General features: G+C 66.3%; 13 protein-coding genes. 8 read left to right on the top strand and 5 right to left on the bottom strand.

Translation table 11 applies throughout. From position 1 onward, the window contains the following. Positions 1–32 precede the first annotated feature (32 nt). Positions 33–656, bottom strand: coding sequence for a TetR family transcriptional regulator (locus ON37_RS24395; RefSeq protein WP_040722631.1), 624 nt, complete (start codon positions 654–656; stop codon positions 33–35). Between the two features lie 277 nt (positions 657–933). On the opposite strand from ON37_RS24395, the gene ON37_RS24390 reads away from it, so the two are divergent. Continuing rightward, positions 934–2,760 (top strand): acyl-CoA dehydrogenase, encoded by a 1,827-nt coding sequence (locus ON37_RS24390; protein WP_040722629.1) that lies wholly within the window; start codon positions 934–936, stop codon positions 2,758–2,760. Positions 2,761–2,873: 113 nt separating this feature from the next. After that, positions 2,874–3,512, top strand: a complete 639-nt coding sequence (locus tag ON37_RS24385; protein ID WP_040722628.1) for a hypothetical protein — start codon at positions 2,874–2,876, stop codon at positions 3,510–3,512. On the opposite strand, the gene ON37_RS24380 is transcribed toward ON37_RS24385, so the two are convergent. Continuing rightward, positions 3,493–4,332: an exodeoxyribonuclease III gene (locus tag ON37_RS24380; protein ID WP_040722626.1), complete on the bottom strand. Its 840-nt coding sequence runs from the start codon at positions 4,330–4,332 to the stop codon at positions 3,493–3,495. The genes ON37_RS24385 and ON37_RS24380 overlap by 20 nt on opposite strands. Before the next feature lie 371 nt (positions 4,333–4,703). On the opposite strand from ON37_RS24380, the gene ON37_RS24370 reads away from it, so the two are divergent. Together ON37_RS24370 and ON37_RS24365 are read left to right on the top strand one after the other, a co-directional pair. Further along, the gene (locus ON37_RS24370) at positions 4,704–5,639 is read left to right on the top strand and encodes a hypothetical protein (RefSeq protein WP_051031989.1); all 936 of its coding nucleotides are present in this window, start codon (positions 4,704–4,706) and stop codon (positions 5,637–5,639) included. Positions 5,640–5,646: 7 nt separating this feature from the next. Continuing rightward, complete coding sequence (locus ON37_RS24365) at positions 5,647–6,228, top strand: hypothetical protein (protein WP_157171570.1); 582 nt, start codon at positions 5,647–5,649, stop codon at positions 6,226–6,228. 74 nt (positions 6,229–6,302) lie between these two features. Here the strand turns inward: ON37_RS24365 and ON37_RS24360 are convergent, their stop codons facing one another. Together ON37_RS24360 and ON37_RS24355 are read right to left on the bottom strand one after the other, a co-directional pair. Further along, entirely contained in the window at positions 6,303–7,292 is a 990-nt protein-coding gene (locus ON37_RS24360; RefSeq protein WP_040722622.1) for an N-acetylglutamate synthase, CG3035 family, read from the bottom strand. Beyond that, on the bottom strand, positions 7,282–7,872 hold the full coding sequence (locus ON37_RS24355; protein WP_040722620.1) for a peptide deformylase: 591 nt from the start codon (positions 7,870–7,872) through the stop codon (positions 7,282–7,284). The genes ON37_RS24360 and ON37_RS24355 overlap by 11 nt, the downstream gene beginning before the upstream one ends. Positions 7,873–7,998: 126 nt before the next feature. Here ON37_RS24355 and napA point away from each other — a divergent pair, with 126 nt between their 5' ends. The 4 genes from napA to ON37_RS24335 all read left to right on the top strand — a co-directional run bounded on the left by napA (position 7,999) and on the right by ON37_RS24335 (position 10,938). Further along, a complete protein-coding gene (gene napA / locus ON37_RS24350; protein ID WP_040722618.1) occupies positions 7,999–8,355 on the top strand; it encodes a nucleoid-associated protein NapA in 357 nt (118 codons plus the stop codon). 54 nt (positions 8,356–8,409) lie between these two features. Further along, positions 8,410–8,973, top strand: coding sequence for a LytR C-terminal domain-containing protein (locus ON37_RS24345; RefSeq protein WP_040722617.1), 564 nt, complete (start codon positions 8,410–8,412; stop codon positions 8,971–8,973). Positions 8,974–9,089: 116 nt separating this feature from the next. Next, positions 9,090–9,779, top strand: coding sequence for a superoxide dismutase[Cu-Zn] (gene sodC, locus ON37_RS24340; RefSeq protein ID WP_040722615.1), 690 nt, complete (start codon positions 9,090–9,092; stop codon positions 9,777–9,779). A 13-nt stretch (positions 9,780–9,792) separates the two neighbouring features. Further along, a complete protein-coding gene (locus ON37_RS24335; RefSeq protein ID WP_040722613.1) occupies positions 9,793–10,938 on the top strand; it encodes a glutamate--cysteine ligase in 1,146 nt (381 codons plus the stop codon). Between the two features lie 131 nt (positions 10,939–11,069). Here the strand turns inward: ON37_RS24335 and ON37_RS24330 are convergent, their stop codons facing one another. Continuing rightward, positions 11,070–11,846 (bottom strand): alpha/beta fold hydrolase, encoded by a 777-nt coding sequence (locus tag ON37_RS24330; protein ID WP_040722612.1) that lies wholly within the window; start codon positions 11,844–11,846, stop codon positions 11,070–11,072. Positions 11,847–11,929 lie beyond the last annotated feature (83 nt).

Raw genomic sequence — 11,929 nt, 5'->3', positions numbered from 1 at the left:
CAGCGCAAACGCCCGGTCGGGCGAGGTTCGGCTCAGGCCGAGCGCAGGGCGCGATAGACGGCCGCGCCGACGAAGGCGCCCAGATCCCGCGGGGTCCACCCGTCCTCGGCCATCAGGGTGCGCACCGCGCCCTCGCCGGCCGATACCCACAGCTCGACCAGCGCCGGCAATTTGCGCTCGGCGTCCGCGGTACCCCAGGCCTGCAGAGTGGGCCGGAGCCGACGCGTACACCGCTCGATCGCGAACCGCCGCCCGCGCCCGAACGATCCGGCCACCGCGGGATCCGGATTGCCGTACAGCAGCTTCCAGGTATCCGGTCGTTCGGCGACGGTCTCCAGCAGCGCCCGGAAGCCGTCGACGAACACCTCCTCGTCCGCCTCGACGCGGCGGGGTGGCAGGGCGTCGACGATGCCGCCGAGCAGGTAGCCCTCTTCGCGCTGGATGAGCGCGTTGATCAGTTCGACGCGGTCGGCGTAGCAGGCGTAGACCACCGGCCTGGTGACGTTGAGGCGGTCGGCGACGGCGGCGATGGTGACCGCGGCGATCCCGTCGTCGACAGCGATCCGCAGGGCCGCGTCCAGAACCTGTGGCCGGCGGCGTTCCGGGCCGAGATGTTGGGCCCGTCGACGCGGCCGGACCGCGGATTCCGAAGCCATGCCGATCAAGATAGCAGTGGTAGCGACCGGAATCCGGGCTACCTCGCGGCCGGTCGTTGCCGCCGGGATCGGCCGGTGCGGGTATCGGTTGCGAGCATATTCCGAGCAAATGGCCGTAAAACGACGCAGTGGCGAGGAAAGTGAATTCGGGATGTGCCGCCGCCCACATATGTTACGGACAATTCTAGAGGTCTCGCCCGGTTACGGTTGCGTAAGTGAACGCGGGTACGGCAACCTCCCACCGACAACATCAAACAATGGCGAGGAGGCCGGGAGCGTGTCGCACTACAAGGCGAACCTTCGGGATATCGAGTTCAACTTGTTCGAGGTGTTGGGAATCGGTGCGCTGCTGGAGTCCGGCGCGTACGGCGATCTGGATACCGAAACCGCGCGCGGAATGCTCGCCGAGGTGTTGCGACTGGCCGAGGGGCCGGTGGCCGAGTCGTTCGTCGACGCCGACCGCAATCCGATCGGATTCGACCCGGTCGCGCACGAGGTGACGGTGCCCGATCCGCTGCGCAAGACGGTCGCGGCGGTCAACGAGGCGGGCTGGTCGGGCCTCGGTATGCCGGAGGAGATGGGCGGCGTCTCCGCCCCCTCGCCGCTGATCTGGGCCACGCAGGAGATGCTGGTCGCCGCGAACAACTCGGCGAGCTTCTTCAATATGGGCCCGCTCATGCATCAGGTCTTGTTCCGGGAAGGCACCGAGGAACAGCAGCGCTGGGCGAAGCACGCCTGGGAGAACCGCTGGGGCGGGACGATGGTGCTCACCGAACCCGACGCGGGATCCGATGTCGGCATGGGCCGCACCAAGGCGGTGCAACAGCCCGACGGCACCTGGCACATCGAGGGCGTGAAGCGGTTCATCTCCGGCGGTGACGTCGGCGACACCGCCGACAACATCTTCCACCTCACCCTCGCACGTCCCGAGGGAGCCGGCCCGGGTACCAAGGGCCTGTCGCTGTTCGTGGTGCCGAAGTACCTGTTCGACCGGCAGACGATGGAATTGGGCGAACGCAACGGCGTACTCGTGACCAACCTCGAGCACAAGATGGGCATCAAATCCTCGCCCACCTGCGAGCTGACCTACGGCGGCGACAAGCCGGCCGTCGGCTATCTGGTCGGCGATGTGCACAACGGCATCGCCCAGATGTTCAAGGTGATCGAGAACGCGCGCATGATGGTCGGTGTGCTGTCGGCCGGCACGCTGTCCACCGGCTATCTGAATGCCTTGGAGTACGCCAAGACTCGGGTGCAGGGCGCCGATATGACGCAGATGGCCGACAAGACCGCACCGCGCGTCACCATCACCCATCACCCCGACGTCCGGCGGAGTCTGGCCCTGCAGAAGGCGTACGCGGAAGGGTTGCGCGCGCTGTATCTCTACACCGCGGCATACCAGAACGACGATGTGGCGCAGGCGAATTTCGGCGCCGATCCCGACCTGGCCGCGCGGGTCAACGATCTGCTGCTGCCGATCGTCAAGGGAGTCGGGTCGGAACGGGCCTACGACACCCTGACCGAAACCCTGCAGACCTTCGGCGGTTCCGGATACCTGCAGGACTACCCGATCGAGCAGTACATCCGCGACGTCAAGATCGACTCGCTGTACGAGGGCACCACCGCGATCCAGGCGCAGGACTTCTTCTTCCGCAAGATCGTCCGGGACAAGGGCGTGGCGCTAGCCCATGTCTCCGGGCTGGTGCAGCAGTTCGTCGACAGCGAGCCCGAGACGCTGAAGGCGGAGAAGTCGCTGCTGGGCGCCGCACTCGCCGATGTGCAGGCGATGGCGGCCGCGCTCACCAACTATCTGATGGCCGCGCAGCAGACCCCCGCCGAGATCTACAAGGTCGGCCTCGGCTCGGTGCGGTTCCTGCACGCGGCGGGTGACCTGGTGATCGGCTGGCGGCTGCTCGCGCAGGCTCAGGTGGCACAGGCCGCGCTGGCCGGGCAGCCGTCGGAGAAGGACCGCCTGTTCTACACCGGAAAGGTCGGCGTCGCATCGTGGTTCGCGAAGAATCAACTGCCGCTGCTGAGCGGGGTGCGGGCGGTACTGGAAAACCTCGACAACGACATCATGGAGTTGCCCGAGGAAGCCTTCTGACCTGACGAAACGGGTTCACTCGCACGGCCGGACGGGAATTCCCGTCCGGCCGTGACGTATTCGTGCATCGATGTCACCGCGTGGCGCGGGCCGATCGGGGTACAACTGAGGACATGGTGTTCCCGGTGGCATTCGGCTGGATCCAGGCCTTGCTGGCGGTGCTGTTCGTGGTGGCGATCGCACTGGTGGTCACGGCCGTGCTCCGGGCGCGGAAGTCCGGCTGGCGCGGGCACATCGGTCGCGGCGCGAGCGGGCTGGTGGTATTGCTGGTCGCGGTGCTGCTGCTGTGGGCGGTGACACTGTTGCAGACCTATCTGGGTCTGACCGGTGAGGTGAAAGCCGCGCACGTCGTCGCGAAAAGTGTTGCGGGCAGCGACCATACGCTCGACGTCGAACTCACGCTGTACGGTGACCGCAACCACGACGAGATGCGGCAGACCTACCGGATCGAGGGCGACCTATGGGTGCTGCAGGCCGATATCGTCGAATTGGAGCCGTGGGTGAACGCGCTGGGCTTCCACTCCGGCTACAAGGTGACGCGGTTGTACGGTCAGCGGCTCGACGGCACCGCGGTGAGCCAACATCAGACCATGCTGCACGGCGGCGACGGTGACTTCTTCACCGATATGCGCGACCACAGTTGGTACACCGAACCGTTCGTCCGCTCCGCCTACGGCAATGCCGTGCTCGCCATGCCCGGCAGCTACGACGTCTACATCTCCCACGACGCCATCAAGACCCGGCAGAGCTGACCTCGCCGTCGGAGAATTCGACCACGACGGGCGCATGATCGCTGGCGCCCTTACCTTTTCGTTCCTCCCGGTCGACCCCGGCGTCGACCGCGCGGGCGCTCAGGGCGGGTGAGGCGAGAACGAAGTCGATGCGCATCCCTTCCTTGCGTGGAAAGCGCAGCTGGGTGTAATCCCAGTAGGTGTAGACGCCCGGCCCGGGCGCGAACGGTCGCATCACATCGGTGAACCCGGCCGCCACCACGGCCTCGAACGCGGCCCGCTCGGGGGCGGATGTATGTGTCTTGTGCGCGAAGAACTCCGGCGACCACACGTCGTCGTCGGTGGGCGCGATATTCCAGTCGCCACACAGGGCGATCTGCGCCGACGGATCCGCGCGCAACCAGGACTCGCCGCAATCACGCAGGGCTGCAAGCCATTCCAGCTTGTAGGCATAGTGTGGATCGGTCAGGGTGCGCCCGTTGGGGACGTACAGACTCCACACCCGGACGCCGCCGCAGGTGGCGCCGATCGCCCGGGCCTCCACAACAGGGGCGCTCAGCAGCGAGGCCTCGGCGTCCTTGTCGAAGCCGGGCTGGCCGGGGAAGGTCACCTCGACCTGGTCGATGCCCACCCGGGAGGCGATGGCGACCCCGTTCCACTGGCTGAAGCCGGTGTGCACGATCTCGTACCCGGCCTCCTCGAACCGCTCGGCCGGAAACTGATCGTCGCGGCATTTGGTTTCCTGGATGGCCAGCACGTCGATATCCGCGCGATCCAGCCACGAAACGACCCGCTCCACCCGCGACCGAATCGAGTTCACATTCCACGTGGCCAAGCGCATACAGCCGAGATTAGTGGGCAGGTAGTGCCGTCCCGGCAAGGGGTAGGCGGAATCGGAACGTCTCCCCGCGGAGCCGCTCTCATCGATCACTCTCCTATCGGTCACCGCCGAGTTCCGTAGGCAGCCGACCGTTCGCCCACCGGACGTAGGTGTATTCGGGCTCGACGGTGATCACGGCCGCGGCCCGGACGAGGTTCGCGGGACGGAAGCGCGCTGGAAGTGGTCCACGCTGGGAACGAACACCGCGTCGACATCGAGCCGCTCCACAATGGCACTGAGGCACTGCCCGATAATGTCGACACTGTTCGCGAAGACGATTGCCTTGCACATGGTCAACAGCGCTCGCCGCGGCAAACGGCGAACTTTCACGCATGGCGCCCGCCTCGGCTCTCACCGCTGCGAAAGCGGAGATCGAGCTGGACAAATCGAAGGACGACCGGGCGGACCCGGCGCGAATCAGAACCTCGGCCGCCGCCTTCCAACAGACGATGGGACGACCACCGGTCAGCGCCACCGACTGGCTGACCGCCGAAGCATTGAACCCGAACAGCTATGACCCCAAATACAAAGGAGTGCAGCCGAACATCATCGTCGCCCGGATCCAACCGGTTCCCGGGCAGGGGGTTGTCCGGTCCGGTCAATACATTCAAGAACGCGATGTTGCCGACCCTTCCCTATCTAATCCCGCTGGCCGCAACAAAGGTGACAACCGGACATCCGATCCGAATTTCGACCCCGAACACACGCGGGTGGCGACCTACGTCGACTATGAGAACGGCCTCGTCGTATTTCGGCAGAACCCGTCCGTTGTGCAGGAAGCCGACGGGCGCTCCGGCCACGTCGAGGCGGGTAAGCCGGAGGCATCGGTCGTACAGGCTGCTGATGGTTCTGTTCGTATCAAATACGATGCCGCGGACCCGATTGGAGCCGGTGGCCCGAGCCGCGACCTGGGGTGGTCGGTTAATGGTGATCTGGTGGTGACGCCCACCAAAGAGGGCGCCCGAATCGACGGTACTCGTACGAATTATCCGTGGATGGAGGCGTACCAATCTTATCCAGACGGACACCAACGAACGATCGGTGTAGACCCACCTCAGGGTTTCGGTACCGGTTCCAGCTACGGGCCGTCGATCAATCTGCAAGGTCATCACGATGTAGGGTCGGGCGGGCAAGCTCTTGCCGACGATAAATGGAAAGCCTGGAACCTGAACTATGACGTCAAGGTGGAGCGTCCCGGTACTTCGCTCGGCGACCCGGCGCATCCGCCGATCGTCACACCACCGCCCAGCCACGGGCCAATGATCTAGCGACCGAATGGTGAAGAAACGATTGAGCGTCACCGACCCCGCGTCGCCACACAGCACTGTACCGATCTACACGGCAACGGTGCTGGGTACCGGCCTGGCCGCGACCGCGCTTCTGCTCGGATTGACCGCCTGTGACCAGATCGACAAAATGGCAGCGATATTCGGCAGTTGGGTGATCTGGCTGCCGATCGCCATCGCGTCCGGCACCCGTCGATTGTGGGACAGGAATTTCGCCGAAGGACTCAGTCGCCGAGCTCGAATACGAGCATTCCTGGCCGAATGGATCGGATGGATCGGCGTGGGCACTGCCGTGGTGGCGGTCGTTCTCTGGATTGCCTTGTCACCGTATGGAATACATCCACGCGGCGGATACGGGCTCATTCCGGAGATAGGAGTACCCGTGGCCCTCCTCTGCGTCGGCGGTGCCGTCCGCAAGATCGGCGCAGGCCTGGGCTTGGCACTCGCCGCGCCGCTATGGCCGTACTTGCTGTTCGGAATGGTCGTTCTACTCGCCCCGCCTTTTCTCGTCTATCTGATCACGATTGCGGTCTCACGGTTGATCGGCCACCCGAGTTTGTTCAGATTGTAGGAAGTCTGGGGCCGGTACCGGCTGACGCGCCCTGATATTCGCCGGCCGACTCTGGGGCATCGCTCTCGGTGGCGTCAGTTCCGGCGGTGGCGGCCCGCGCTCGGATCGGGGGCCGCGTAGCGATAGTGGTGGTGTTCGACGAAACCCATCTCCCGGTACATCGCCAGGGCGGCGGCGTTGTTCGCCTCCACCTGAGCGTAGGCGTGGGTCGCGCCGCGCTTGTGGCCCCAGCGGATCAACTCGGCGCAGACCAGTGTCCCCAGACCGTGGCGGCGATGCGGGGCCGCGACCGCGATGCAGCTGAGGCCGACCCAGCGCCGGCCGTCAGGAGCGGTGGTGAGGGCGCTGCGCCCGATCGCCAGCGGTGCGGGCAGACCCAGGGCGGCGAAGCCGAGTTCGCCGTCGACGACCGCCGTGAGCACCGCCACATCCGGCAGTGGCGCCGACACGTCGACAGCATCCTCACCGCGATAGCGGTGCAGGTCCAGCCAGGCCGGATGCGGCCCGTCGTCGATCCGGACCATCGAAGGACCTTGGGGCAGGACGAAATTCGCGATATCGATTCCGAGCACGACGGTTTCGCCCCAGACCCGCCAGCCCGGTGGCGCCGGTGCGAGGCGATCGGGCAACCGCAGCAGTATCGGCTGCCTGCGCTCGGCGTACCACTCTCCGATCCGCTGCAGCGTCCGCATGTCCAGGGCGGCGCCGCGACCGGCATCACCCAGTGGGACAGCGGAATTCGCGCGGTGGGAGTAGCCGTCGCCGGCGCTGCACAACCAGCCGTCGAACCAGGCGCGCTCGGTACCGGGCCAGCCGTCGATTGCCGCCGCCTCCAGGGCGCGAATCTCGCCGATCCGAATCGGCCGGGGCCCCAGCAGCTTCCACGCCACCACCTGATCCGCGGCGACGGTCACGGTCGCGCCGTTACCGGTCCGCACCTGCAGCGGATCCTGCGAGACCAGTTCACCGATCACATCGGTGAACTGTTGGGGCTGTCCCTCGGGCAAGCGATAGCGCACGACCACCCGCCGCCCGAGCGGAATATCCGGAAGGTCAGTCGTCATGTCCGAACGGATCCGGTACCTCTCCGGGTACCCAGCTCAAACCCGGTGTGCCCCAGCCGTTGCGCTTGATCGCCTTCTTCGCCGCGCGGGCGTTGCGACCGATCAGCACATCGACGTACAGGAATCCGTCGAGGTGGCCGACCTCGTGCTGCAGCATGCGGGCGAAGAAACCCTTGCCCTCGATCGACACCGGCTCGCCGTGTTCGTCGATGCCGGTCACCCGGGCCCACTCCGCCCGCCCGGTCGGGAACTGTTCGCCGGGAACCGACAGGCAGCCCTCCTCGTCGTCGTCGGGATCGGGCATGGTCTCGGGGATCTCGGAGGTTTCCAGCACCGGATTGATCACCGCGCCGCGCCGCCGCTGCACCGAACCGTCGGGCTGCACGTCGGGACAGTCGTAGACGAACAGCCGCAGCGATTCACCGACCTGGTTCGCGGCCAGGCCCACTCCGTTGGCGGCGTCGAGGGTTTCGTACATATCCGCTATCAGTTGGGCGAGTTCGGCCGGCGACTGCGACACCTGCCGGGTCGGGTTGTGCAGAACCGGATCGCCGACGATGCGGATCGGGAGAATCGCCATGGTCGCCTACTTTACGCGGCGCCGCGTGTACCGCCCGACACGCCGTACGACGCCTCGGTGAACCGGTGTGCCGCATGGTTGAATGACGACGACTGTCGTCCGGTGTTGATTCGGCGAGGGAGCGATATGGACAGCGCAGCGGCTCGGAATCTATCCGCAAGCGAGGACAGCTCCGCGAGCGAAGAGATCGCGGCTGCGGTCGAGGGGGCGTCCGGTGAGACGGCGGTAGTGGACGGTCTGACCCGTCGTGAGCTCGACATTCTCGATTTCGAACGCAAGTGGTGGAAGTACGCGGGCGCGAAGGAAGAAGCCATCCGGGAACTGTTCGCCATGTCCGCCACCCGCTACTACCAGGTTCTCAACGCCGTCGTCGACAAGCCCGAGGCGCTGGCCGCCGATCCCATGCTGGTGAAACGGCTGCGTCGGCTGCGTGCCAGCCGGCAGAAATCCCGTGCGGCGCGGCGGTTGGGCTTCCAGGTGTGAGCGCCCGATGTCCGATGCGCGCATCCGCCCGGCCGGGCGACTAGGGTCGACACCGTGAGCAACCCGAATCCGCCCTCCGGTGGACCGCCGCTGCGAGCACTCGCGATGGTGCTGATCGCACTGGCGATCGTTTTCGCCGGTCTCGGCGCCATGGCGCTGTCGAATTCGAACTCCGAGTCCGCCGCCGCGGAAACCTCGGCCGATACCGAGACCACGGCCGCGCCGACCACCACGAGCCGGGCGCCCGCCACCACGGCCGCCGCGTCGACCACCGCCGCCGCGGCGACCACGCTCACCACCACGACCACCGCCGCGCCGACCACCACCACGGCCGCCGTCGACAAGACGCTGCCGGTTCGGGTGCTCAACAACAGCACGGTCGCCGGTCTGGCCAAACGGACCGGCAGTGAACTCAGCGCGGCCGGGTTCAATGTCACCGAAATGGGCAACTATCCCGGTGGTGTGATCGCGAAAACAACCGTCTACTACGGGAATTCGCCGCACGAGCGGGAAACCGCCCAGGCGATCGCGAATGAACTGGGCGTATCGGCCGAACCGCGATTCCCCGGTATCGCGGACTCACCCCCGGGCGTCATCGTCATCGTCACCGGCAATTAGAACTCAACCGAGCCCCACCAGTTCGAGGCAGAACGGCTCTGGCATCATCTTGTGCGGTAAGGAATCTGTTCAACCAGCACTACTCGTACACTCGGTACTCGTAAAGGAGTTCTCCGATGGCCCCCTCCGCAACCCGTCGCCCCTCCTGGCGGACTGTGACCCCGATGCTGGCGATCGCGGCTTTCGGCCTGGTCGCATGCAGCAACAGCCAGGAGTCGAGCGACGTCAAGGGGACCACCCCGCCGGTATGGACCGGTAGCGCCCATAAGGCGGAGAACTCCGGTACCAGCGGCGAGCAGAGCGCGCCCGCCGGTGATTCGGTCTCGGTGGAGCTGAAGAGTCCCTCCGGCGAGCAGGTCGGCACCGCCACCATCGCCAAGGCCGGCGACAAGCTGCAGATCACCGTGGATGCGCACGGACTGCAGCCCGGATTCCACGGACTGCACATTCATCAGAACGGCAAGTGCGAGCCCAACTCCACGGCCCCGTCCGGCGGCCCGTCGGGTAACTTCCTCTCGGCCGGCGGTCATCTGCAGGTGGGTGAGGCGAACACGCATCCGGCCAGCGGCGATCTGACCTCGCTCGAGGTCGGTAAGGACGGCACCGCCAAGCTGGTGACGACCACCGACTCCGTCACCCTGGACCAGGTCAAGGGCAAGGCGCTGATGATTCATGCCGGCGCCGACAACTTCGGCAACATCCCGAACCGCTACCTGCAGGCCAACGGTGGCGCACCCGGGCCGGACGCCGAGACGCTGGCCACCGGCGACGCGGGCGGCCGGGTCGCCTGCGGCGTCATCGGGTAAGAGCGGGTTCGCGATGGGTGGGGCAGGCGCTCGCGCGGTTCCATGGAACGGCTCGCCTCGCCCGACCCTGGGCGTCGAATGGGAAATTGCGCTCGTCGACAAGCAGACCCGCAATCTCTCCAATACCGCGGCCGCGGTCTTCGATCAGGTCGGTGATCTGCGCGCCCCCAACGGGCCGCCGCACGTCACCAAGGAGCTGTTGAAGAATACGGTCGAAATCGTCAGCGGCGTGCACGATACGGTCGGCGAGGTCGTCGACGAATTGCACACCACGATGGACACCGTGCGCGCGGCCGCCGATCGGGTCGGCGTCGATCTGTTCTGTGCGGGCACCCATCCGTTCGCGCAATGGTCGACCCAGCAGCTGACCCGTTCCGAACACTACGACGAGTTGATCAGCCGTACGCAGTGGTGGGGCCGGCAGATGCTGATCTGGGGTGTGCACGTGCACGTCGGGGTGTCGCACCCGGAGAAGGTTTTTCCGATCCTCAACACCCTGCTGCTGTCGTATCCGCATCTGCTGGCGCTTTCGGCTTCCTCGCCGATGTGGGCGGGGATCGATACCGGCTACGCCAGCAATCGGGCGCTGATGTTCCAGCAGCTGCCGACCGCCGGGCTGCCGTTCCAATTCGAGAACTGGTCGCAATTCGAATCTTTCGTGCACGACCAGATGAAAACCGGTGTGTTCGAACAGCTCGGCGGGATGCACTGGGATATCCGTCCGGCTCCCAAATGGGGAACCATCGAGGTCCGGGTGTGTGACGGAATACCCAGCCGCTACGAGCTTTCCGCGATCGTCGCCCTGATCCACTGTCTGATCGTCGATCTCGACCGGCGCGTCGAGGCCGGTGAGACGATGCCCACACTGCCCCCGTGGCATGTGCAGGAAAACAAATGGCGCGCGGCACGTTACGGCCTCGACGCGATCATCATCACCGATTCCGACAGCAACGAGCGGTTGGTCACCGATGATCTGATGGATCTGCTGGACCGGTTGCAGCCGACCGCGAAATTGCTGCGCTGCGAGACCGAATTGGCGCGGGTACCCGATATCGTCGAGCGCGGCGCGTCCTATCAGCGGCAGCGCCGGGTGGCGGCGGCAGCGCAGGGCGATCTGGTGGCGGTGGTCGATGCGCTGGTCAAGGAGTTGGACAGCTGACGGCCGGCGTACCGCTTCCGCGGGGTTCGGTGGTTCGGCGGGCGGGGAACGCGGCCGCACCGGGGCGGCGACCGGATCCGATCGGCCCGTTCCACTTCCCCGCGCCGCAGCCGCCCGCCTGAGCATGTGCCTCAGTCGTGCCCGACCGGCAGCATGCGGGTGATCTGCTCGTCGGTCAGGAAGTCCAGCAGCAGGGTGTTGACAAGCCCGGGCTTTTCCAGCGGCAGCGCGTGCGAGGTTCCGGGGACGACGGCGAGCTGGGCGTCCGAAATGGTCCGGGCCAGCTCGGCGCTGTGCTCGACCCGCACCCAATCGCCGTCGCCCTGCATGATCAGTGTCGGCGCAACGATTTTCGCTATCTCCGCGAGCGGGATCTGCGGCTCGTCACGCCACAACGCCATCATCTTGTCGTAGACCACCGGGAAGTGCTCCGGGCCGTCCGGCGACAGCGGCGCGTGCAGGTTCTCGAACATCGTGCGCGTGCCGGGATCGTCGGCGAATCCGTCCAAGGCCGCTCGCGACGAGGGCCATTCGCCGTCCAGCGACAGATACTGACCGATGATCACCAGTTTGCGCACCAGGTCCGGCCGACTGATCGCGACCAGAGCCGCGACCGCACCGCCGTCGCTCCACCCGATCAGGCGGACATCGCGCAACGACAGGGCATCGAGCCAGGCCGCGGTATCCGTCGCCATCGCCGCATAGGTGATCGGGCCCGCCACATCCGGTGTGCGGCCGTGCCCGCGGCGTTCGGGTACGTAGACCCGGTAGTGCCGGGACAGTTCGGGCACCTGCCGAGCCCACGAATCGGCCGTGGCGAGGCCGCCGTGCAGCAGCACCACCGGCTCCCCGTCGCCGTGCACCTCGTAGTAGGTGCGCAGTCCGGCGGCGTCGATGTATTCACCCATACCTGCAGTCTGGCCGGTGAGCGCGCTCCCGTCGAGGAGGTCGGTTCCGCATGGCGGCAACGAAATTCGGATCCGCCGAACCG

Origin of the sequence: Nocardia veterana NBRC 100344 (genome assembly GCF_000308855.1) — a bacterium.
Classification (GTDB): Bacteria; Actinomycetota; Actinomycetes; order Mycobacteriales; family Mycobacteriaceae; genus Nocardia; species Nocardia veterana.
This window is presented reverse-complemented; position numbering and strand designations above follow the sequence as displayed.